The following is a 23217-nucleotide window of genomic DNA, read 5'->3' on the forward strand; positions in this document are numbered from 1 at the left end:
ATGGGGCGCGTCTCACGCGCCCCATTCGCGTAGAAGCGGGGCATCATGATGGAGATGGATGCTGCGACCTTCGAGACGCTCGTGATCGACGAGCTGGACGCCCTCCCCGACGACATGGTCGAAGGTCTCGACAACGTCGTATTCGTCGTCGAGGACCGGCCCGAGGACGGCAGCCTGGACCTGCTGGGGCTCTACGACGGTTGGGCGCTGACCGAGCGTGAACGCTATGGCGTCGGCGAGCTTCCCGATCGGATCATCGTCTATCGCGAGCCGCATCTGGCGGCGTGCGACGACGAGGACGAGCTGCGCGACGAGGTGCACACGACCCTCGTGCACGAGATCGCGCACTTCTACGGCATCGATGACGACCGTCTCCACGAGCTGGGGTGGGCGTGATGGTCGCGCTCGCGACGCCTTCGGTCGACGAGGACGTCGACCTCTCCGCACGCGTCGATCCCGCGCGCCCCTGGCAGACCGTCGTCTGGGACGATCCCGTCAACCTCATGAGCTACGTCACGCACGTCTTCCGCGAATACTTCGGCCTCCCGCGTGCCGAGGCGGAACGCCTCATGCTCGCGGTGCACAACGAGGGGCACGCGGTCGTCTCACAGGGTCCTCGCGAACAGATGGAGATGCATGCCCAAGCGATGCACGACTACGGCCTGTGGGCGACCGTGAGGCAGGAGCCGCGATGAGCGACCGCATCGTCGTGCTCGAGGTCGCCCGTCTCGAGGCCGCCCATCTCGCGGGTCTCGTCGGTCAGTTCGCCGAACTGCTGCGCGAGTCCGCGCCGGACGACAGGGACCCGGCCATCGCGCGGCTGGTGCCGTCCGCATACGCGGACGACGAGGAAGCCGCACGAGAATTCCGGGCGCTGACGCAGGCCGATCTGCTCGGCCGGCGGGCGTCCGACGCGGGCATCGTGCTGGCGTCCCTTCAGGACGCGGCCCAGATCCCGGACGACCCGGACGACCCGGCGCTGCTGGAGCAGGTCGAGATCAGGCTCGATCCCGATGCCGCACAGGCGTGGCTGCGCACCCTCGCGGCCGTCCGCCTGGTGCTGGCCACGCGCCTGGGCGTTGCCGAAGAGGACGACCACGAGCACGACGATCCGCGCTTCGGCATCTACGACTGGATCGGCTACCGGCTCGACGGTCTCGTGGCTGCCATCGATCGCGAGGATTGATCCGCGCTCACGGCACGGGGATCACGAGAGACGCGAGACTCATCGGGTCGTCGCGGGTGACGTGCCGCTGCTCCTGGCCGGCCCAGCGGTCCCAATGCGGACGGTAGGTCTCGCCGTCGCGGTCCAGCGCCCGCTGCTTGCGAGACGCGGCGGGCGACTCGAGCCACACGCGCACATCGGCGAGGCGGGCCGTCGCGGGCGTGAGGATTCCGGCACCCTCGACGATGAGCGGCAGAGACGGGTCGACGGCGTGCGCCTCGGCGGGCTCTCCTGCTGTCCAGTCCCACCGTTGCCAGACTCCGACAGCACCCTTGGCGTGCGGAGTCAGGATCAGCTCCCTCGCGAGTTCGACGCCGTCGTCCAGGCCGTCCCAGCCCGGGTAGATCGAATCGAGCGCCACGAGCTGCACACGGCCGCGCAGGGGCCACCGTGCGACGAGCGCGCGGGCCAACGTCGTCTTGCCGGCGCCGCTTCTCCCGTCGATGATGACGACCGGATTGGATGCCGCGACCTGAGCGATCGCCGCGACGATCTGTCCGACCGCGATTGCGAGCGAGTTGCCGACGGCGTCCTGGCTACTTCTTGAGGGTGCGGATGACACGGCTGAGCGCGCGACCGGCGAAGAACACGAACGGGATCGCCACCGTCAGCAGGGCGATGATGTTCGGCTCGAACCGCAGCTCGTCACCCTTGCGGATGTAGGCGCCGACCGGGATGGCCCAGCCGCCTCCGCCGCCACCCCCGTTGCCGGCCTCGTCGGATCCGCCGCCGAAGCCGGACCAGGTCAGCGCCACCGGGATGATGCGGACCCCGTCGACGTCCTGCTGCTCGCCGTATGCGCTCTTCACGCCGAAGGACGCGGACTGCTTGCCGAGTTCGAGTGCGATGTTGGGCATGCGTCCAACGTACCGGCCACCGCGCCGCTCGCACAGCGAGAAGGCGAACTCCCGCCGGTGGCTGCGGTGTCAGCCCTGGTCGAGCCGGGGCGCGGGAGGGCTCGACGGCAGGGTGCCTCCGCCTCGGGTGCCGAGCAGCGTCGCGCGCGTGACCGCGCCGCGCCCGAACTTGGCGGTCGCGCCGTCGAGCGCGTCCTCGATGCGGCGCCACCCCTCGTCGTCGTCCCACAGCGTGGGCATCGCGGCGCCCGCGGGGCGCAGCTTCTCCGCCCGCACGCCGATGAGCCTCACCGGCAGCGTGCGCTCGACCGACGCGAACAGCTCGTGCGCCGCGTCGCCGATGCGCTGCCCGACCGCAGTGGGCTCGGGGAGCGTCTGCGAGCGCGAGATCGTGGTGAAGTCCGCGTAGCGCACCTTGATCGCGACGGTGGACGCCTCCCAGCCGCTGCTGCGCAGCCGCGCGCCGACGCGGTCGGCGAGGCGTCGCAGCTCGGAGCGCAGGATCGCCGTGTCGCCGATGTCCTCATGGAAGGTCTCTTCGTGCCCGACGCTCTTCTCGACGCGGCTCGTGCCGACCTCGCGGGCGTCGATCCCTCGCGCCAAGTGCCAGATGCGGTCCCCCATCGCGGCGCCGAGGGCGCGGTCGAGCAGCTCACGGGGCGTGTCGATGACATCGGCGATGGTACGGATGCCGCGTGCCTCGAGCGCCTCGGACGCCTTCGGACCCACACCCCACAGCGCACGCACCGACCGCGGTGCGAGGAACGCCGCCGTGTCCGCCTCGGCGACGATCAGCAGACCGTCGGGCTTGCTGATGGTGGAGGCGATCTTCGCGACGTGCTTCGTCGCGGCGACCCCCACACTGCAGGTGAGGCCGGTCTCGTCGAGAACGCGGGACCGCAGCATCCGGGCGATCTGTCCCGGATTCCCCCAGAGCCGCCGGGCGCCGCGCACGTCGAGGAACGCCTCGTCGATCGAGAGGGGTTCGACCAGCGGCGTCACGTCGCGGAAGATGCGCATGACCTGCGCCGACGTCTCGAGGTACCTGTCGAAGTGCGGCGGCACGACGATCGCGTGCGGACACAGCCGCAGCGCCTGCCCGACCGGCATCGCGGAGCGCACGCCGAAGCGCCGCGCCTCGTAGGACGCGCTCGAGACGACCGAGCGGCTCTCGGGGGCACCGATGATGATCGCCTTGCCGCGCAGCGAAGGATCGTCGAGCTGCTCGACCGACGCGTAGAACGCGTCCATGTCGACGTGCAGGATGCCGGCACCGGTGTCGTCGGCGCCGTCGGGTGAGACGACCCGGCCGGTTCCGTCGCCACGCCCCATGTGTCCATCCTCCCAGCAACCTCTGACATCGAGGCGAGAGGGCGGATCCCCGCCGGGATCCGCCCTCTTGAAACGAAACGGGCGCCATGCGCCCTGCTGTCATGCGCCTGTGGAGCCGGCGCGCTCGAGCACGAGCTCGCGCACGCGCGCGGCGTCGGCCTGGCCCTTCATCGCCTTCATGACCGCGCCGATGACGGCACCGGCGGCCTGCACCTTGCCGTCGCGGATCTTCGCGAGCACGTCGGGCTGAGCGGCCAGCGCGTCGTCGATCGCCGCGATGAGCGCGCCGTCGTCCGAGACGACCGCGAGCCCGCGGGCGTCGACGATCTCCTGCGGCGTGCCCTCTCCCGCGATCATGCCCTCGAGCACCTGGCGCGCGAGCTTGTCGGTGAGGGTTCCGGCGTCGACGAGCGCCTGCAAGGCGGCCACATCGGCCGGCGTCGCGAGCTCGGCGGGCTCGCGGCCCTCGGCGTTGGCGATGCGCAGCAGCTCGCCCGTCCACCACTTGCGCGCCGCGGCGGGCGAGGTTCCTGCGGCGATCGTCGCCTCGACCTCGGCCAGCAGGCCCGCGTTCACGACGCCCTGGAAGTCGATGTCGGCGAAGCCCCAGTCGGCCTTGAGGCGGCGACGCCGAGCGGCGGGCGGCTCGGGCAGCGCGGCACGCAGCTGCTCGATCAGCTCGAGCGACGGCGCCACCGGCAGCAGGTCGGGCTCCGGGAAGTACCGGTAGTCGTCGGCGTCGGACTTCGGACGCCCGGGCGAGGTGGTCCCGGTGTCTTCGTGCCAGTGCCGCGTCTCCTGCGTGATCGTGCCTCCGGCGGCGAGGATCGCCGCCTGACGCTGGATCTCGTAGCGCACGGCGCGCTCGACGGAGCGCATCGAGTTGACGTTCTTCGTCTCGGTGCGCGTGCCGAGCTTCTCCTGGCCGCGCGGGCGCAGTGACACGTTCGCGTCGCAGCGCAGGTTGCCGCGCTCCATGCGCGCCTCGGAGATGCCGAGCGCGATGACGATGTCGCGGATCGTCGCGACGTACGCCTTGGCGATCTCGGGCGCGCGGTGCTCCGCGCCGAAGATCGGCTTGGTGACGATCTCGACGAGCGGCACGCCGGCGCGGTTGTAATCGACGAGCGAGTACTCGGCGCCCTGGATGCGACCGGTGGAGCCGCCGACGTGCGTGAGCTTGCCGGCATCCTCTTCCATGTGGGCGCGCTCGATCGGCACCGTCACGATCTCGCCGTCGGCCAGCTCGATGTCGACCGAGCCCTCGAAGGCGATGGGCTCGTCGTACTGCGAGATCTGGTAGTTCTTGCCGAGGTCGGGGTAGAAGTAGTTCTTCCGCGCGAACCGGCTCGACGGCGCGATCGAGCAGCCGAGGGCGAGGCCCAGGCTGATCGAGTACCTCACCGCGGTCTCGTTGACGACCGGCAGCGCGCCCGGCAGCCCCATGTCGACCGGCGCGACCAGCGTGTTCGGCTCGGCACCGTGGTTCGCGTCGTTCGCCGGGTTGGCGGCCGCCGAGAACATCTTGGTCTCGGTGTTGAGCTCGACGTGCACCTCGAACCCGAGCACCGGCTCGTACAGTTCGAGGGCCTTGTCGAAGTCCATCAGTTTGTCCTTCGCCATCAGCGGGCACCTCCGTTCGCGCCGAGAACAGGCGCCCTGTCGAGGAGCGGACCGCCCCACGAGTCGACGAGCAGGGTCTCCAGCGCCGCGCCGACGCGGTACAGGCGCGCGTCCTCGTGAGCGGGAGCGAGGAACTGGATGCCGACGGGCAGGCCGTCCTCGGATGCCAGACCCGACGGGATCGAGATGCCCGGCACGCCGGCGAGGTTCGCCGGGATCGTCGTGACGTCGTTGAGGTACATCTGCAGCGGGTCGTCGATCTTCTCGCCGAGCTTGAACGCCGTGGTCGGGGCGGACGGCGTCGCGATGACGTCGACCTCGGCGAACGCGTCGGCGAAGTCGCGCTGGATGAGCGTGCGCACCTTCTGCGCCGAGCCGTAGTAGGCGTCGTAGTAGCCCGCCGAGAGCGCATAGGTGCCGAGGATGATGCGGCGCTTCACCTCGTCGCCGAAGCCGGCGTCGCGGGTGGCGGCCATGACGTCCTCGACGGTGCCGCCGGGGACGTCGACGCGGAGCCCGAAGCGGACCGAGTCGAACTTGGCGAGATTGCTGGATGCCTCGGCCGGGAGGATCAGGTAATACGCGGCGACGCCGTACTCGAAGTGCGGCGCGCTGATCTCGACGATCTCGGCGCCCTGCGCCTCCATCGCGGCCAGCGCCGCGCGGAACGACTCCGAGACCCCTGCCTGGAAGCCGCTGTCGGGCAGTTCGCGGATGACGCCGACCTTGAGGCCCTTCAGCACCTCACCGGTCGCGCCCTCACGGGCTGCGGCGGCGAACGACGGCCACTCGTGCGCCAGCGACGTGGAGTCGTGCGGGTCGTGCCCGCCGATCACGTCGTGGAGGAGCCCGGCGTCGAGCACCGTGCGGGTCACGGGGCCGACCTGATCGAGGCTCGAGGCCAGTGCGATCGCGCCGTAGCGGCTGACGCCGCCGTACGTCGGCTTGATGCCGACCGTGCCGGTGACGTGCGCGGGCTGGCGGATCGAGCCGCCGGTGTCGGAGCCGAGTGCAAGCGGCGCCTCGAAGGCCGCCACCGCGGCGGCCGAGCCACCGCCCGAGCCGCCGGGGATGCGCGAGAGGTCCCACGGGTTGCGGGTGGGTCCGTACGCCGAGTGCTCGGTCGACGAGCCCATCGCGAACTCGTCCATGTTCGTCTTGCCGAGCGGGACGAGGCCGGCGGCGCGCGAGCGCGCGACGACGGTCGCGTCGTAGGGCGACATGTAGCCCTCGAGGATCTTGGAGCCGCTGGTCGACGGCATGTCCGTCGTCACCAGCACATCCTTGATCGCGAGCGGCACGCCTGCGAGAGGGCCGAGGTCTTCCCCGGCGGCGCGACGACGGTCGATGTCGGCGGCCACGTCGAGCGCGTGCTCGCTGACGTGGAGGAAGGCGTGCACGTCGCCGTCCACGGCGGCGATGCGGTCGAGGTGGGCCTGCGTGGCCTCGACGCTCGACACCGCGCCGGCGGAGAGCTGGTCTGCGAGCGCGGCGGCGCTCAGCTTCGTGAGATCGGTCACGTCGGGGTCCCTTACTGCTCTTCGCCGAGGATCGCGGTCACGCGGAACCGTCCGTCCGCGGAGTCCGGTGCGTTCTGCAGCACCTGCGCGGGTGTCAGCAGCTCGCCGGGAACGTCCGAGCGGAACACGTTCTCGAGGGCGATCGGGTGGCTGGTGGCGGGGACGTCGGGAGTGGCGACCTCGGAGACCTTGGCGATGTTGTCGACGATCGCGTCGAGCTGGCCGGTGAGGCGCTCGACCTCTCCGTCGCTCAGCTGGATCCGGGCGAGCACACCGAGATGGCGCACGAGATCGGGGGTGATTTCAGACACCCGACAAGACTACCGGGGCCGCACCGTCGGCCCGTTGCCCGCCCGGCGTAGGCTGTGGCCGTGACGACCTACGACCCACCTCGCCCCTGGATCGCCAGCTACGCCGAAGGCGTCCCCGAGGACCTCGCGCCCGTGACCGGTTCCCTGGTCGACATCGTCGATGCGTCGGCACGCGATTACCCGGATGCTGCGGCCCTGCAGTTCTTCGGACGCGAGACGTCGTACCGCTCGCTGCACGAGCAGATCGAGCGTGCGGCCGCCGGACTCCGCGACCTCGGGGTGAAGGCGGGCGACCCGGTCGCGATCGTGCTGCCGAACTGCCCGCAGCACATCGTCGCGTTCTACGCGATCCTGCGCCTGGGCGCCGTCGTGGTCGAGCACAACCCGCTGTACACGCCCCGCGAGCTGCGCAAGCAGTTCGAGGACCACGGCGCCAAGCACGCGATCGTGTGGACCAAGGTCGTCGCCACGGTGCAGGACTTCCCCGCGGACCTCGCGGTGACGAGCCTCATCTCGGTCGATGTCATCAAGGGGATGCCGTTCGGCACCCGCCTCGCCCTCAAGCTCCCCATCGCGAAGGCCCGCGAGGCGCGGCAGGCGCTGACCGAGCGGGTGTCGGGAACGGTGACGTGGGAGCAGGTCGTCGGGTCGTCGCCGCTCCCGGCATCCCACCCGCGCCCGGGCACCGACGATCTCGCGCTGATCCAGTACACGAGCGGCACCACCGGCACGCCGAAGGGCGCGTCGCTGACCCACCGCAACCTGCTCTCGAACGCGGCGCAGGCGCGCGCGTGGGTGCCGTCGATCGTGCGCGGGGACGGATGCGTCGTCTACGCGGTCCTGCCGATGTTCCACGCCTACGGACTCACCCTCTGCCTGACCTTCGCCATGTCGATGGGTGCGCGGCTGGTGCTCTTCCCGCGCTTCGACCCCGACATGGTGCTCGGCGTGACGAAGAAGCATCCCGCGACCTTCCTGCCGCTCGTCCCGCCGATCGCCGACCGCCTGCTCAAGGCGGCGCGCGAGAAGGGGGTGTCGCTCGCGGGCACCGAGGTCGCGATCTCGGGCGCGATGGCGCTCCCGCACGAGCTCGTGGTGCCCTTCGAAGCGGCGTCCGGCGGGTTCCTGGTCGAAGGCTATGGACTCAGCGAGTGCTCGCCGGTGCTGATGGCGAACCCGGTCGCCGACAACCGCGTTCCCGGCACGGTGGGTCTGCCCCTCCCCGGCACCGAGTGCCGGGTCGTCGATCCCGACGACCCGACGCAGGACGTCCCCGCGGGTGGGCGCGGCGAGCTGATCGTGCGCGGGCCACAGGTGTTCAGCGGCTACTACGGCAAGCCCGAAGAGACCGAGGCGGTCTTCACCGAGGGCTGGTTCCGCACCGGCGACATCGTGACGATCGACGACGCCGGGTTCGTGCGCATCGTCGACCGGATCAAGGAGCTCATCATCACCGGTGGCTTCAACGTCGCCCCGACCGAGGTCGAGAACGCCCTCCGCCAGCACCCGCAGGTCGAGGATGCGGCCGTCGTGGGCCTGCCGAGCGAGCACTCCGGCGAGGAGGTCGTCGCGGCGATCGTCGTGGCCTCCGGCCAGCAGGTCGACATCGAAGCGGTCCGCGATTTCGCCCGCGGTATCCTCACTCCCTACAAGGTGCCCAAGCGCGTCTATGTCGTCGACGAGCTGCCGAAGTCCCTCATCGGCAAGGTGCTGCGCCGTCAGGTCCGCGATCGTCTGCTCGCGCTCAACACCGGAGCCTGACGACTCAGCCGTCGAGACCGTCGCGCGCGACGGCGATCCGGTAGGGGTGCAGCGACGCGGCGAACACACCCGCCGCCACCGCCGGGTCGGCGTTCATGACGCCGCGGGCCGCCGCCTCGTCATCGGCTTCGAAGATCGTGATCCCGAAGGTGCCCGACGCCTCCTGGGTGCGCCCGGCGAGGATCAGCGTGCCACGGTCGCGGAGCGCCACCAGGTAGGCGAAGTGCTCCCCGACGATGCGCTGCTCGTCGGGCGTCGCGTCGACCACCATGTCGGGCCGCGTGGGGACGATGCGATAGAGCCACTGCGCCATGCGGCCATCCTCCCAGCCGGTGCGACGCAGCGCACCCGCGCGCCGCGGCTGGGAGTCAGCCCGCGTCGGGCACGAGGGCGTCGAGCGCCTCGGGCCCCTGCGTCACGAGGAGGTGGAACTGCGCGGCATCGAGGATGCGGACGCCGAGCTCCTCGGCCTTCGCGAGCTTGGAACCGGCGCCCGGCCCCGCCGCCACGAAGTCCGTCTTCTTCGAGACGCTCGAGGCCGCCTTGCCGCCGGCCTTGAGAATGGCCTCCTGCGCTCCCTCGCGGCTGTAGCCCTCGAGGGAACCGGTCGCGACGACGGTGAGGCCGTCCAGCACTCCTCCGCCCGTGACAGCAGCACCCGGCCCCGGGTGGCCGGGCGTCGTCCACTGCACACCCGCAGCGGCCCAGCGGTCGACGATATCGACGTGCCACTCGACGTCGAACCACTCGCGAAGCGAGTCGGCGATGATCCCACCAACGCCCTCCACTTCGGCGAGCTTCTCGCGATCTGCCGCCCGGATCGCGTCGAGCGAGCCGAACCACTGGGCCAGAGCGCGAGCCGCGACGGGGCCGACGTGCCGGATGTTGAGCGCAACGAGCAGCCGCCACAATTCCTTGGTCTTGGCCTTCTCCAGCTCGGACAAGAGTTTGACGGCCGCCTCGGATGGCAGGACCTCGCGATAGTCCTTGCGCACGCCCGCACGCCGTCGCTCCGCCGCATCCATGTTCTCGGTTCCCGGCGGGTACTGCGCGGGGCCGAGCTTCTGGAAGGGCGAGCGGCGAACGGGATGTCCGCTCGTCTCGTCAACCTTCACTTCTCCGGTCTCGGGATCACGCACGATCACCGAGATCGGGACGAGGTCCGTGAGTTCAAGGGAGAACAGCCCCGCCTCTGTCTCTAGCGGTGCCACCGCCGGCGGTTCGGCCTGGGTGAGCGCAGCGGCCGTCACCTCGCCGAGGACCTCGATGTCGAGGGCTCCGCGCGAGCCGATGTGCTCGACGCGACCGCGCACCTGCGCCGGGCACGCCCGTGTGTTCGGGCACCGCAGATCGATGTCGCCCTCTTTCGCCGGCGCGAGCGGGAAACCGCACTCGGGGCAGTCGGCGGGCATGACGAACTCGCGCTCGGTGCCGTCGCGGAGCTCGACCACGGGGCCGAGGATCTCGGGGATCACGTCGCCCGCCTTGCGGAGCACCACCGTGTCGCCGATCAGCACGCCCTTCGCGCGCACGACGTCCTGGTTGTGCAGCGTCGCCTGACGCACCACCGACCCGGCGACGCGGGCCGGGGCCATCACGGCGAAGGGCGTGGCGCGACCGGTGCGACCCACCGAGACGACGATGTCGAGCAGCTTCGTGTTCACCTGCTCGGGCGGGTACTTGTACGCGATCGCCCACCGCGGCGCGCGGCTGGTCGCGCCGAGTTCGTCGTGGAGGGCGAGCTCGTCGACCTTGACCACGACGCCGTCGATCTCGTGCTCGACGTCGTGGCGGTGCTCGCCGTAGTGGGCGACGAAGTCGAGCACGCCGTCGATGTCGTCGGCGGTGCGGAAGTACGGGCTTGCCGGAAGACCCCACTCGGCGAGCAGCCCGTAGGTCTCGCTCTGCGAGTCCACGGGCGGATTGCTCCACGCGCCGATGCCGTGGACGAACAGGCGCAGGGAGTCGAGCCGGGCCTGCCCCGCCTCGCGCTCCAGCCCGTCCTTCTTGTCGAGCTGCTGCCGGAGGCCGCCCGACGCCGCGTTGCGGGGGTTGGCGAACGACGGGAAGCGCCGCTCCGCGCTCAGTCGCGCCTTGGCCTCGTCGAACGCGCGGCCGCGGGCGCGCGTCTCTTCGACGGCGCGATCGCGCATGTCGGCCTGCAGCGCGTTGAGGGCTTCGAACGCGGCGACGGGGATGAACACCTCGCCGCGCACCTCGACGAGGTCGGGGTGGCCGCTGCCCGCCAGGCGCTGCGGGATGCCCGCGACGCGGATCGCGTTGACCGTGACGTCTTCGCCGGTGCGGCCGTCGCCGCGCGTGGCGGCCGATGTCAGGACGCCGCGCTCGTACCGCAGGCTGATCGCGAGCCCGTCGATCTTGAGCTCGGTGAGCCACCGTACCTTTCGGCCCGCCGCCGACTCGGCCTTCACGCACCACTCGCGCAGCTCGTCGAGGCTGAAGACGTTGTCGAGGCTCAGCATGCGCTCGGCGTGCTCGACCGGTGCGAACATCGAGCTCTCTGCGGCGCCGACGGTCTGGGTCGGCGAGTCCTGGCCTTGCAGCTCGGGGTGAAGACGCTCGAGCTCTTCGAGTCGATGCATCCACCCGTCGTACGTCGCGTCGTCGACGAGCTCGGCGTTGCGCCCGTAGTAGGCGTCGCGGGCGTCGATGATGCGGTCGGTCAGCTCCTGCGCTTCGGCGCGCGAGGCCTCCAGACCTGCGTCGGCGGGAAGGGCGTCCGCCGCAGCGAGCGGCGCGGAGGCTGTCGTACCGAGGTCGTCCGTCACCGCACCAGTCTAGGAGCGGGCTCCGACACCGCCAGGGCGCCGATGCATCCGCAGAAGTGTGCGGCGCAGCATCCGTCCCGCGATCATGCGTCGACCGGGACGGCCGAGACCGTCCGGTCGATCGTGAACTGCCCGATCACACGCGTGCCGTCGTAGAGCACCGCCGTCTGGCCGGGCGCGACGCCGTCGAACGGCTCCTCGGGGACCACCGTCAGCAGGTCGTCCGCGAGCGTCGCGGTCGCCGGCACGGGCTCCGCGTGCGCGCGGATCTGCACGTGGCACGCGAACTCGCCCGCGGGCTGCGGGCGCCCCGCCCACGAATACCGCGCGCCCGCGATCTCGGCGGTGGCGAGGGCCTCCTTCGGACCGACGACGACGGTGTTCGACACCGGCCGCACCTCGAGCACGAACCGCGGCTTGCCGTCGGGCGCGGGAACGCCCAGCTGCAGCCCGCGGCGCTGCCCGACCGTGAACGCGTGCGCGCCGTCGTGGGCGCCCACGACGGCGCCGGTGCGGTCGACGATGTCGCCGCGCTCGGCGCCCACCTTCTCGGCGAGCCAGCCGCGCGTGTCGCCGTCGGGGATGAAGCAGATGTCGTGGCTGTCGGGCTTGTGCGCGACGGTCAGGCCGCGCTCTTCGGCCTCGGCGCGCACGAGCGCCTTCGACGGGGTGGCGCCGAGCGGGAAGTACGTGTGCGCGAGCTGCTCGGCGTTCAGCACGCCGAGCACATAGGACTGGTCCTTGGCGTTGTCCGACGCCCGATGCAGCTCGAGGCCCGCGGGAGTCTCGACGAGCGTCGCGTAGTGACCGGTGCACACGGCGTCGAAGCCGAGCTCGATCGCGCGCTCCAGGAGCGCGGCGAACTTGATCTTCTCGTTGCACCGCATGCACGGGTTCGGGGTGCGCCCGGCGCGGTACTCGGCCACGAAGTCGTCGATGACGTCGTCGCGGAACCGCTCCGAGAAGTCCCACACGTAGAAGGGGATGCCGATGAGATCGGCGGCCCGGCGGGCATCCATCGCGTCCTCGATGGTGCAGCAGCCGCGGCTGCCGGTGCGCAGGGTTCCGCCCGCGCGGGAGAGCGCCAGATGAACGCCGACGACGTCGTGGCCCGCCTCGACGGCGCGTGCGGCCGCGACGGCGGAGTCCACTCCCCCACTCATGGCCGCAAGGATCCGCATGCGTCCAGTCTACGAACCCGTACCTGACCGCGGCCCGGACGCCGCCCTCGCGCGCTCGACGACATCGGGCAGCACGGCCAGCAGGGCGTCGACGTCGGCGCCGGACGTGGTGCGCCCGAGTGTGAAGCGCAGCACCTGGCGGGCCTCGGCATCCGTCCGCCCCATCGCGACCACGACGTGGGAGGGCTCGGGCACGCCCGCCTGGCAGGCGGACCCGGTCGACACCGCGATGCCGGCCATGTCGAGGAGGAACAGCAGGGTCTCGCCCGACGCGCCGGGCAGCAGCACGTGGGCGTTGCCGGGAACACGGTCGATCGGGTCTCCGAGCAGCTCGGCATCGGGGATCGCGTTCCGGATGCTGCGCACCAGCCGCTCGCGGAGTACCGTGAGCCGTTCGGCCTCGGCGACGCGCTCCGCCTCCGCGAGCTCGGCCGCGACGGCGAACGCGACGGCCCCGGGCACGTCCTGCGTGCCGGCTCGCAGGCGCCGCTGCTGCCCTCCGCCGTGGAGGAGCGCCGTGAGCTCCGCACCGCGCGCCACGACGAGCGCCCCGACGCCCGCCGGACCGCCGATCTTGTGCGCCGAGACGCTCATCGCCGCGAGGCCGGCGCGGCCGCGCGCGTCGCCGCGCCAGTCCCGGAACGACACGGGCACGTGGCCGAAGGCCGCGACCGCGTCGAGGTGCAGCGGCACGCCCGCGTCGGCGGCGGCCTCCGACAGCGCGGCGGCGTCGTTGACGGTGCCGGCCTCGTTGTTCGCGACGAGCGCGGTCGCCAGAGCCGCCCCGGGCAGGGCGGCCGCGAAGGCTTCGGAACGGATGCGCGCGGTGCGGTCGATGCCGACGTGCCGCAGGATCGCTCCCTGCGCCTCCAGCCACTCCACGGCGTCGAGGGTCGCGTGGTGCTCGCCGTCCGGCAGTACGACCGCGTCCGCGTCCGCGCCGCGCGCCCACCAGAGGCCCTTCACCGCGAGGTTGACCGCCTCGGTGCCGCCCGACGTGAACACGACCTCGATCGGGTCAGCCTCCACCACAGCGGCGAGGCGCTCGCGCGCCTCCTCGAGCACGCGTCGCGCGTGCTGACCGGCGCCGTGGATCGACGAGGCGTTGCCCACGGTCGCCGCGGTCTCGATCCACGCGTCACGCGCCTCCGGCCGCAGCGGTGCGGTCGCGGCGTGATCGAGGTAGATCCGCGCGTCGCTCATGACCGGTGGGCCTCCTTCGCGGTCGGGGCGGCGGGTCGGTGCATCCGAGTTCCGTGTCCGGTGGGACCCGGTGCCGTAACACCGCCGACTCGGACCATGGTTATGGTAGTCCGCATGATCAGCCCGGTCTCCGTCATCTCGCCCCCTGACGCGGGTCTTCACGACCCTCGGCTCGACGGGCTGGGCGTCGTGCTCCTCGACGGCTCGGCGCGTCTGCGCGTGTGGTCCGGCGCCGCGGACGCGATCGACCTCGTCGTCTTCGACGACACCGACCTCGACTGGATCACCGCGACCGAGCCGCTCGTCGCGGTCGGCGGCGGTGTGTGGGAGATCACGACGCCGCTGCTGCGCCCGGGCACGCGCTACGCGATCCGCGTCGACGGCCCGCACGGTCCCGGCAACACCTTCAACAGCGGCACGCTCCTGCTCGAGCCCTACTCGCGCGGACTCGTCCGCACCGGCTACGACGGCTGGCGCTCCGAGGTCGTCGAGGGCGCGTTCGACTGGGGCGGCGTCGCCAAGCCGGCCATTCCGATGGATCGCACGGTGCTGTACGAGGGCCATCTCAAGGGCCTGTCGAAGCGGCATCCCGACGTCCCCGGCGCCCTCCGCGGCACGTACGCCGGCCTCGCGCACCCGGCCATGCTGCAGCATTTCCTCGATCTCGGTGTCACGAGCATCGAGCTGCTGCCGGTGCACGCGTTCACGACCGAACCGCGGCTGCTGCAGCACGGGCTCACCAACTACTGGGGTTACAACACGCTGAACTTCTTCACCCCGCACGCGGCGTACGCCACCGAGGAGGCCCGCCGGAAGGGCCCCGAAGCGATTCTGCGCGAGTTCAAGGGCATGGTGAAGCTGCTGCACGAGGCAGGCCTCGAGGTGATCCTCGACGTCGTCTACAACCACACCTCCGAGGAGGGGATCGGCGGCCCGCGCTCGGGCCTGCGCGGCATCGACAACCGCGCCTACTACCGCCAGCAGGAGGACGGCGCGTACATCGACGTCACCGGCTGCGGCAACTCGGTGAACACCTCGACGGATGCCGCGGCCCGCCTGGTGCTGGATTCCCTGCGCTACTGGGCGAACGAGGTGCAGATCGACGGCTTCCGGTTCGATCTCGCGACGACGCTCGGGCGGGACGAGGGGCACGTGTTCACCCCGGAGCACGCGCTCCTGCGCGGCATCCTCGACGACCCCGCGCTCGCCGGGGTCAAGATGATCGCCGAACCGTGGGACGTCGGGATGGGCGGATGGCAGACGGGCAACTTCGGCGAGGGCTGGAGCGAGTGGAACGACCGCTATCGCGATCGCGTCCGCAACTTCTGGCTGAGCGACGTCGACTACGCCCGGCGCGCGTCGACCTCGCCGGTCGGCATCGGGGGCTTCGCGAACCGTCTCGCGGGTTCCGCCAACACGTTCAGCGAAGCGCGCGGCCCGCTCGCGAGCGTCAACTTCGTCACCGCCCACGACGGCTTCACGCTTCGCGACCTGGTGTCGTACGACGTCAAGCACAACCTCGGCAACGGTGAGCAGAACCGCGACGGAGCCGACACCAATCGCTCCTTCAACCACGGCGCAGAGGGCCCGACGGCCGACGAGCGCATCCTCGCGACCCGGCGCAAGGCGATGCGCAACCTCATGGGGACGCTGCTGCTGTCAGCCGGCGTGCCCATGCTCACCGCGGGCGACGAATTCGCCCGCACGCAGCGCGGGAACAACAACGCGTACTGCCACGACTCCACCCTGACGTGGCTGTCGTGGGAGCACGCCCCGTGGCAGCAGGATCTGTACGCCCACGTGCGCCACCTGCTGCGCCTGCGCCGCGAGAATCCGGCGCTGCGCCCCGGGCGCTTCGCGCGGCTCGGGGAACGCACGCCCTCGGCGTCCGTCATGGAGTGGTACGACGAGAACGGCGAGACGATGTCGATCGAGCGGTGGACCGATCCATCGCACCGCACGCTGCAGTACGTGGCTTCCTCGACGCCCGAGTTCGAGGGCTTCAACCGGGTGCTGCTGATGGTGCACGGGACGGAACGGCCCGTCGAGGTCACCCTCCCCGATGTGGAGGACGTGACGCGCTACGTCTCGCTGTGGTCGAGCGCCGACGAGGCGCCGTCCGAGGAGGCCGAGTCGTTCGCCCCCGGAGATGTCGTCCCGCTCGCCGGCACGTCGATGCGTCTCTTCCGTGCCGAGTAGTCCGCGACCCGCTCCGGGATCGCGGCACCGCGTCACGTCGCTGTCATCCCCGCCGAGCGCGCGATAGGTTCGAGTCGTGGTCACGAAGACGCGCTCCGTGCGCTCCAGCCCGTGGCGGAGCGCCTCGGCACTCCCTGTCCGCAAGACCCGTGCCTGGCAGGCCGAACGCGATACCGCAGCGCGGCGCGTTCCCCTCGCCCAGCCGACGCCGGCCGTCCCGTGGGGCGATTACCGGCCCACCGCCTTCGCGGGCGAGGTCGTGCCGTTCGGCGTGACGTCGTTCCGCGAGGGGCACGACCGCATCGGCGTGCAGGTGCGGCTGTTCTCCCCCTCCGGCGACGAATCGCTGCATCGCCTCGACCCCCTCGAGGACGGCTTCGACCGGTGGCGCACCGAGGTGGCGCTCATCGAGCAGGGGATCTGGCGGTTCCGCTTCGAGTCGTTCGGCGACGACTTCGCCACGTGGGAGCACGCCGCGTCGCTCAAGATCGCGGCGGGAGTGGATGCTGCGCTCATGCGTGAGATGGGAGCGCACCTGTTCGACCGGGCCGGTGCCGAGAAAGGCCGTCCCGCCGCGGAACGCCGGGCGCTCGCAGACGCGGCCTCGTCCCTCCGCGACGCCGATCTCGACGATGCCGGCGCGCTGACGATCGTCGAGGACCCGGCGATCGCCCGCTTCTTCCACCAGCGGCCGCTGATGTCGCTCGTGACCATCGGCGACGACCTCGAACTGCTCGTCGAGCGCGAGCGCGCGGGGGTCGGTGCGTGGTACGAGTTCTTCCCGCGCTCCGAAGGCGCCCGGCGCAGCAAGGACGGCTCGATCAAGAGCGGCACCTTCCGCACGGCGGCGAAGCGACTGCCGGCGGTCGCCGACATGGGTTTCGAGGTGCTGTACCTGCCGCCGATCCATCCCATCGGGACGCTGAACCGCAAGGGGCCGAACAACACGCTCGACGCCGGCCCCGCCGATCCCGGATCTCCCTGGGCGATCGGCTCGGCCGCAGGCGGCCACGACACGGTCCACCCCGATCTCGGCACGCTGGCCGACTTCCGCTCGTTCGTGCGGGCCGCGAACAAGGCGGGGATCGAGATCGCGCTCGACCTGGCGCTGCAGGCCGCGCCCGACCATCCCTGGGTCGCCGAGCACCCGGAGTGGTTCACGACACTCCCCGACGGCACCATCGCCTACGCCGAGAACCCGCCCAAGAAATACCAGGACATCTACCCGGTCAACTTCGACAACGACCCGGCGGGGATCCGCGCCGAGGTGCTGCGGGTGGTGCGCCACTGGATAGCGCAGGGCGTGCGCATCTTCCGCGTCGACAACCCGCACACGAAGCCTCTGCAGTTCTGGGAGTGGCTCATCGCGACGGTCAGCGCCGACGAGCCCGACGTCGTCTTCCTCGCCGAGGCGTTCACGCGCCCCGCGCCGCTGCAGAGCCTCGCGTCGGCCGGCTTCCAGCAGAGCTACACGTACTTCACGTGGCGCAACACCAAGGCCGAGCTCGAGGAGTTCCTGGCGGGACTGGCCCACGAGACCTCGGCGTTCCTCCGCCCGAACCTCTTCGTCAACACCCCCGACATCCTCACGGAGTACCTGCAGTTCGGCGGACGGGCCGCCTACCGCATCCGTGCCGCCATCGCGGCGACCGCCGCCCCCAGCTACGGCGTGTACGCGGGCTACGAGCTGTACGAGAACGTCGCCCGTCCGGGGTCCGAAGAGAACATCGACAACGAGAAGTACGAGTACAAGCTCCGCGATTGGGCCGGCGCGGTCGAGCGGGGCGACTCGCTCGCCCCGTTCCTGACGCGCCTCAACGAGATCCGGCGCGCGCACCCCGCGCTGCGGCAGCTGCGCAACCTCAGCATCCACTGGAGCGACGACGACGCGATCCTGGTATACGCCAAGCACCTCGACGCCGCGCTGTCGCCCGATGGCCGCAGCGACACGATCATCGTGGTCGTCAACACCGATCCGCACTCGGTGCGGCAGACGATGGTCCACCTCGACACCCGCGTATGGGGCGTCGAGCCGGGTACGCCGTACGAGGTCGAGGACCTCGTCACCGGCGCCCGGTGGACGTGGTCGGATCACAACTACGTGATGCTCGACGCGTTCACCGAGCCGGTCCACATCCTCCACGTGAAGGAGCCCCGATGACGCCCGCCGACCAGATCCTCGATGCCGTCGCGACGGGCTCGCACCACGATCCCCACGCCGTGCTCGGCATCCATCCCGATACGGATGCCGAAGGCACCGCGACCTGGACCGTGCGCGCCCGCCGACCGCTGGCGCACAGTGTCACCGCCGTGTTCGCCGACGGCACCCGGGTGCCGCTCGAGCACGTGCGCGCGGGGATCTGGGAGGGCACGCGCGCGGGCTCGCCGGCCCGCTACGAGCTTCTGACGACCTATCCCGACGGCCCCGACTTCACGGCGGACGACCCGTATCGGCACTCCCCCACGATCGGCGAGCTCGACCTCCACCTCATCGGCGAAGGGCGCCACGAGGAACTGTGGCGGGTACTGGGCGCACACGAGCGCGAGCACGACGGCTCGATGGGCACGGCTTTCACCGTGTGGGCGCCGAATGCCCGCGCGGTGCGCGTGGTCGGCGACTTCAACGGGTGGGACGGCCAGGGCCACGCGATGCGCTCGATGGGCGCGAGCGGCGTCTGGGAGCTCTTCGTCCCCGGCGTCGGCCAGGGCGCCACCTACAAGTTCGAGCTCCGGGCACGGGGCGGCGAATGGGTGCTCAAGGCTGACCCGATGGCCCGGTACGCAGAGGTGCCGCCCGCCACGGCGTCCGTCGTCGTCGGCTCCTCGTACTCCTGGGGCGACGGCGCGTGGCTGACGCAGCGCGCGAAGTCCACTCCCGTGTCACGACCGATGTCGGTGTACGAGCTGCATCTCGGATCGTGGCGGCAGGGTCTGTCGTACCGCGAGGCCGCCGACGAGATCATCGACTACGTCAGCGCGCAGGGCTTCACCCACGTCGAGTTCCTCCCGCTCGCCGAGCACCCGTTCGGCGGGTCGTGGGGGTACCAGGTCACCGGGTACTACGCGCCGACCAGTCGCTTCGGGCACCCCGACGATCTCCGTTACCTCATCGACCGGCTCCACCAGGCCGACATCGGCGTCATCATGGACTGGGTCCCCGGGCACTTCCCCAAGGACTCCTTCGCCCTCGCCCGCTTCGACGGCGAGCCGCTGTACGAGCACGCCGACCCGCGACGCGGCGAGCACCGCGACTGGGGCACGTACATCTTCGACTACGGCCGCAACGAGGTGCGCAACTTCCTCGTCGCCAACGCGCTGTACTGGTTCGAGGAGTTCCATGTCGACGGCCTGCGGGTGGATGCCGTGGCGTCGATGCTCTATCTCGACTATTCGCGCAACGAGGGCGAGTGGGCGCCCAACGTGCACGGCGGGCGGGAGAACCTCGAGGCGATCCGCTTCCTCCAGGAGGTCAACGCCACCGCGTACAAGCGCTACCCCGGCATCGCGATGATCGCCGAGGAGTCCACGAGCTTCCCCGGCGTCACCGCCCCCACGAGCCAGGCCGGCCTCGGCTTCGGATTCAAATGGAACATGGGCTGGATGAACGACTCGCTCCAGTACATCAAGCGCGATCCGATCTACCGCTCGCATCATGAAGGCGAGCTGTCGTTCTCGTTCGTCTACGCGTTCAGCGAGAACTACGTGCTTCCCATCAGCCACGATGAGGTCGTCCACGGAAAGGGCAGTCTGTTCTCGCGGATGCCCGGCGACCATTGGCAGAAGCTCGCGAACATGCGCGCGTTCCTCGCCTACATGTGGGGGCACCCGGGCAAGCAGCTGCTGTTCATGGGCCAGGAGTTCGGGCAGCTCTCGGAGTGGTCCGAGGGTCGCTCCCTCGACTGGTGGCTGCTCGATCAGCCCACGCACGCGCAGCTGCAGGAGTACGTCGGAGCGCTCAACCGGATCTACCGCGAGCACTCGGCGCTGTGGGCGCGCGACAGCGACGGCGCGGCGTTCACGCGACTGGGCGGCCCGAAGTGGAATCCGAACGTCATCGCGTTCGCGCGCCGGGACTGGCACGGCAACACCGTCGTCGTCGCCGCGAACTTCTCCGGAAACCCGATCTCGGCGTACGAGCTCGATCTGCCCGAGGCAGGCGTCTGGGACGAGATCCTCAACACCGACGCGCAGATCTACGGCGGCTCGGGCGTCGGCAACCTCGGCGTCGTCCACGCGGGTGAAGGCGGTCGTGCGTCGCTCGTGCTTCCGCCGCTCGGCGTGCTGTGGCTGCGCCACCGGACCGACGCCCACATCCCGTCGCCGACGAAGGGCTGAGATCCGCCGGACATGCGACGAGGCCCCCGGGTGCACCCGGGGGCCTCGTTCGCGGGCGGCCGTGCCACCGGACGCGAGGTGCCTCAGAACAGCATCGACGCGAGCCGGCCACGGGCCGCGATGACGCGGGGGTCGGCATCGCCGACGAGCGCGAACAGCTCGAGCAGCCGCTCGCGCACCGGCGTGCGCTCGTCGGCAGGGAGCTGCGAGAACAGATCCAGGAGGCGCCCGTAGGCGTCTTCGACGTGCCCGCCCGCGAGGTCGAGATCGGCGACGGTGAACTGCGCGGCGACATCCTGAGGGGCGGATGCTGCGGCCGCCCGCGCGGCCTGCAGATCGACTCCCTGCACCCGGTCGAGGAGGCGCACCTGGCCGAGGCCTGCGCGCGCTTCGGCGTCGCGAGGGTTCTCGAGGAGCGCCTTCTCGTAGGCGGCGATCGCGCGGGCGTAGTCGCCCTCTTCGATGGCCTCGAACGCCTCCGCGTGCAGCGGCGGGACCGGCGGCTCGGCAGCCGCCTCCTGCGGGGCCTCGCCGTCGACCGCTGCGGAACCGGTCACGCCGTTCTGGGCCGCGAGCTGCAGGAGCTGCGCGAACACCTCGCGCACCTGCTGCTCGGGCACGGCGCCCGTGAACATCGGCACCGGCTGACCTGCCACGAGCGCGACGACCATCGGGATCGACTGCGCGCGGAATGCCTGCGACAGCTGCGGGTTCGCGTCGACGTCGACCTTGGCCAGCACGACCCGGCCGCCGAGCTCGAGCACGACCTTCTCGAGGATGGGGCTGAGCTGCTTGCACGGGCCGCACCACTCCGCCCACAGGTCCACGACCACCGGGACGGTGCGGGAGAGCTCCAGCACCTGGGGGAACGTCTCGTCGGTGACATCCAGGACGAGCGACGGGACGGCGACGCCGGCACCGGCCGGCGCCTCCTCACCGGGCGCGGCGGGCGCCGGACGGTTGCGGAGGGAGGACAGGTCGACGGCGCCGCGCAGCGAGGCGCCCAGAGTGGGATCGGTCACTACAGAATCTTCGCATCGAGGATGTCGGACGAGTAACCGAGCAGCCGGATCTTCTCGTTCGACCCGGGGCCCGGCACGTAGAAGAAGACCTGGTCGCTGAAGGTCGTCGCGAAGCCGGTCTGCGACTGGTCGACGCCCGCGAGGGTCTTGACCGTGCGGTTGTCGTTGACCTTGATCACGGCGTCCGCGTTGGTCGGCTTCACGGTGTCGATCTCGTCGATGTTGACGGCGACGATCGCGCCGCTCTCGACCGTCTGCAGGGCGAACGGCGCCTGCGTTCCGGCTGCGGTGCTGAACTCCAGATTTCCGGTCGACGAAGCGGTCTTGTTGAACTCGTCGAGGCGACGCTGGCGGTCTGCCGCGATGCTGGCCCGGAGCTGGTCGCCGTCGGCCTCGAAGAGGTCGTAGTACTTGCTGGACTCGCCGTTGGTGATGATGTCCGCGTACGCGGCGGCGACCTCGTTCGGCGGCAGCAGGAGGAACGGCGAATCGGGCTCGACCTGCGGCGCGCCGATGTAGGCGGGCGCGAGGTCCGGAAGCGAGGTCGAGGCCTCGAGGCTGCCGACATACGACAGCTTGTAGTCCGCCCACTGGTCCTGCTGGGTCAGCACCATGATGCTCGACGTCTTGGACTCGTCGTCGTCGGCGACGGCGATGACCGAGCGAGGCCAGCCGTCGTACGCCTGCGGCAGGATGATCTCGAGCGGCTTCGCCAGGATCGGCGCCGGCGCCGGGTAGTCGCCGAGGGCGGCGCGGAGCTTGTAGTTCGTGTCGCGCGCCGCGAGTGCCGCGCCCTCGAGACGGGTGTCGGCGAGATCGCCGTCCATCGCCGCGTCGGCGTCGGCCACCGTGGCGGCGATGCGGGTGAGAATGCGCTCGGCCTGTGCCTTGGTCACCGCCGGGGCCTGCTGGCCGTCCGGGGCGATCACGGTCGCCGTGGGCGACGGGGTCGGCGAGGAGCCGAGCTGCGGCCAGGCGTCGGCCGAGCAGCCCGAGAACAGCAGCGCAGAGACGGCGACCACCGGTACGACGGCGAACGCGCGTCGGCCGCCGCTCGAGACGGCGCGGCGCGTGGGCTTCGCGCTGCTGATCACGCCCTTGTCGTCGTTGTCGATCGCGATGTCGATGGGCTCGGTGACCGGCAGCGGCAGCCCCTTGCGGCGCGGACCGCGCTTGCGGCGCGCGTGGCGGATGCCGAGGATGTACAGGAACACGCCCACGGCCATGAGGATGCCGCCGATGACGATGAGCGGACCCGCCCACGGCGTCGACGTCTGCAGCGGCCAGGAGATGGTCACCTTGCTCGGCGCGGGTGCGGTGCCGTCTGCGGCGACGAGCACGCTCATCTCGTCGGGCAGCTGCAGCGGCGCGATGAGGAGGTCGGTCTGCTGGTACTCGTCGAGCCACAGGTCCGATCCGACCGGGCTGCGACCTGCGCTGTCGGCAGCCGCGTCTCCGCCGGCTGCGGCGTCCCCCTCGGCCGGCTGCTCCGCGGGCGTCTGCTCGGCCGGATCCACGGTCGCGTCGACCTCGGGTTCGACGACCGCGGTCTCGAGTCCGCCCTCGTCGTCCAGCGTGACGTGGGTGTAGGTCGAGTCGGCGAGCCATGCCTCCATGTCGGCCGTGCGGCCGTACGACGCGAAGATGTCACCCTCGGCCTGGGCGCGCAGCGTCTGCGTGCCCGGCATCTGGTTGAGCACGGCGCCGTCGATGAGGAGATACGGAGTCTGCTCTTCGACCGAGATCGCCGCGGTCTCGGTCTTGGGTCCCTGGAAGATCGTCCGCTGGGCGATGCCGGCACCGATCATCACGGTGGCGAGCACGAAAGCCGCCACGGCCCACACGAAACGCACGAAGAA

At 70.9% G+C, this 23217-nt stretch carries 19 protein-coding genes; 7 read left to right on the forward strand and 12 right to left on the reverse strand.

Annotation, left to right across the window (positions count from 1 at the left end; translation table 11 throughout):
* Positions 1–48 precede the first annotated feature (48 nt).
* The 3 genes from ACFC1I_RS03770 to ACFC1I_RS03780 are packed head-to-tail and all read left to right on the forward strand — an operon-like array spanning position 49 to position 1186.
* On the forward strand, positions 49–396 hold the full coding sequence (locus ACFC1I_RS03770) for a metallopeptidase family protein (protein ID WP_376006770.1): 348 nt from the start codon (positions 49–51) through the stop codon (positions 394–396).
* Positions 387–695, forward strand: coding sequence for an ATP-dependent Clp protease adapter ClpS (clpS, locus tag ACFC1I_RS03775; RefSeq protein ID WP_376006515.1), 309 nt, complete (start codon positions 387–389; stop codon positions 693–695). Before ACFC1I_RS03770 ends, clpS begins: the two co-directional genes overlap by 10 nt.
* Positions 692–1186, forward strand: coding sequence for a DUF2017 family protein (locus tag ACFC1I_RS03780; protein ID WP_376006516.1), 495 nt, complete (start codon positions 692–694; stop codon positions 1184–1186). Before clpS ends, ACFC1I_RS03780 begins: the two co-directional genes overlap by 4 nt.
* 7 nt (positions 1187–1193) lie before the next feature.
* On the opposite strand, the gene ACFC1I_RS03785 is transcribed toward ACFC1I_RS03780, so the two are convergent.
* The 6 genes from ACFC1I_RS03785 to gatC form a co-directional block, all read right to left on the reverse strand.
* On the reverse strand, positions 1194–1787 hold the full coding sequence (locus ACFC1I_RS03785; RefSeq protein WP_376006517.1) for a hypothetical protein: 594 nt from the start codon (positions 1785–1787) through the stop codon (positions 1194–1196).
* Positions 1762–2082, reverse strand: coding sequence for a hypothetical protein (locus ACFC1I_RS03790; protein WP_376006518.1), 321 nt, complete (start codon positions 2080–2082; stop codon positions 1762–1764). The genes ACFC1I_RS03785 and ACFC1I_RS03790 overlap by 26 nt, the downstream gene beginning before the upstream one ends.
* A 69-nt stretch (positions 2083–2151) precedes the next feature.
* On the reverse strand, positions 2152–3414 hold the full coding sequence (locus tag ACFC1I_RS03795) for a DNA polymerase IV (RefSeq protein WP_376006519.1): 1263 nt from the start codon (positions 3412–3414) through the stop codon (positions 2152–2154).
* Positions 3415–3513: 99 nt separating this feature from the next.
* Positions 3514–5037, reverse strand: a complete 1524-nt coding sequence (gene gatB / locus ACFC1I_RS03800) for an Asp-tRNA(Asn)/Glu-tRNA(Gln) amidotransferase subunit GatB (RefSeq protein ID WP_376006520.1) — start codon at positions 5035–5037, stop codon at positions 3514–3516.
* Complete coding sequence (gene gatA / locus ACFC1I_RS03805) at positions 5037–6557, reverse strand: Asp-tRNA(Asn)/Glu-tRNA(Gln) amidotransferase subunit GatA (protein WP_376006521.1); 1521 nt, start codon at positions 6555–6557, stop codon at positions 5037–5039. Before gatA ends, gatB begins: the two co-directional genes overlap by 1 nt.
* Positions 6558–6568: 11 nt before the next feature.
* Entirely contained in the window at positions 6569–6868 is a 300-nt protein-coding gene (gene gatC, locus ACFC1I_RS03810) for an Asp-tRNA(Asn)/Glu-tRNA(Gln) amidotransferase subunit GatC (protein WP_376006522.1), read from the reverse strand.
* Positions 6869–6928: 60 nt separating this feature from the next.
* Here gatC and ACFC1I_RS03815 point away from each other — a divergent pair, with 60 nt between their 5' ends.
* Positions 6929–8629, forward strand: coding sequence for a long-chain-fatty-acid--CoA ligase (locus tag ACFC1I_RS03815; RefSeq protein WP_376006523.1), 1701 nt, complete (start codon positions 6929–6931; stop codon positions 8627–8629).
* Between the two features lie 4 nt (positions 8630–8633).
* Here the strand turns inward: ACFC1I_RS03815 and ACFC1I_RS03820 are convergent, their stop codons facing one another.
* The 4 genes from ACFC1I_RS03820 to ACFC1I_RS03835 all read right to left on the reverse strand — a co-directional run bounded on the left by ACFC1I_RS03820 (position 8634) and on the right by ACFC1I_RS03835 (position 13802).
* Positions 8634–8942: a YciI family protein gene (locus ACFC1I_RS03820; protein WP_376006524.1), complete on the reverse strand. Its 309-nt coding sequence runs from the start codon at positions 8940–8942 to the stop codon at positions 8634–8636.
* A 55-nt stretch (positions 8943–8997) separates the two neighbouring features.
* Entirely contained in the window at positions 8998–11232 is a 2235-nt protein-coding gene (gene ligA, locus ACFC1I_RS03825) for an NAD-dependent DNA ligase LigA (RefSeq protein WP_376006771.1), read from the reverse strand.
* A gap of 269 nt (positions 11233–11501) precedes the next feature.
* Complete coding sequence (gene mnmA / locus ACFC1I_RS03830; protein ID WP_376006525.1) at positions 11502–12599, reverse strand: tRNA 2-thiouridine(34) synthase MnmA; 1098 nt, start codon at positions 12597–12599, stop codon at positions 11502–11504.
* Between the two features lie 9 nt (positions 12600–12608).
* Complete coding sequence (locus tag ACFC1I_RS03835) at positions 12609–13802, reverse strand: cysteine desulfurase family protein (protein ID WP_376006526.1); 1194 nt, start codon at positions 13800–13802, stop codon at positions 12609–12611.
* Between the two features lie 114 nt (positions 13803–13916).
* Here ACFC1I_RS03835 and glgX point away from each other — a divergent pair, with 114 nt between their 5' ends.
* From glgX to glgB, 3 genes are all read left to right on the forward strand, one after another.
* The gene (glgX, locus tag ACFC1I_RS03840; protein WP_376006527.1) at positions 13917–16001 is read left to right on the forward strand and encodes a glycogen debranching protein GlgX; all 2085 of its coding nucleotides are present in this window, start codon (positions 13917–13919) and stop codon (positions 15999–16001) included.
* 76 nt (positions 16002–16077) lie between these two features.
* Positions 16078–18162, forward strand: a complete 2085-nt coding sequence (locus ACFC1I_RS03845) for a maltotransferase domain-containing protein (RefSeq protein WP_376006528.1) — start codon at positions 16078–16080, stop codon at positions 18160–18162.
* Positions 18159–20336, forward strand: a complete 2178-nt coding sequence (gene glgB / locus ACFC1I_RS03850; RefSeq protein ID WP_376006529.1) for a 1,4-alpha-glucan branching protein GlgB — start codon at positions 18159–18161, stop codon at positions 20334–20336. The genes ACFC1I_RS03845 and glgB overlap by 4 nt, the downstream gene beginning before the upstream one ends.
* Positions 20337–20419: 83 nt before the next feature.
* Here the strand turns inward: glgB and ACFC1I_RS03855 are convergent, their stop codons facing one another.
* Both ACFC1I_RS03855 and ACFC1I_RS03860 read right to left on the reverse strand, forming a co-directional pair.
* Complete coding sequence (locus tag ACFC1I_RS03855; RefSeq protein ID WP_376006530.1) at positions 20420–21358, reverse strand: tetratricopeptide repeat protein; 939 nt, start codon at positions 21356–21358, stop codon at positions 20420–20422.
* On the reverse strand, positions 21358–23211 hold the full coding sequence (locus ACFC1I_RS03860) for a glycosyl transferase (RefSeq protein WP_376006531.1): 1854 nt from the start codon (positions 23209–23211) through the stop codon (positions 21358–21360). The genes ACFC1I_RS03855 and ACFC1I_RS03860 overlap by 1 nt, the downstream gene beginning before the upstream one ends.
* Positions 23212–23217 lie beyond the last annotated feature (6 nt).

Source organism: Microbacterium sp. NPDC056044, from assembly GCF_042267145.1.
In the GTDB taxonomy this organism is placed as follows: Bacteria; Actinomycetota; Actinomycetes; order Actinomycetales; family Microbacteriaceae; genus Microbacterium.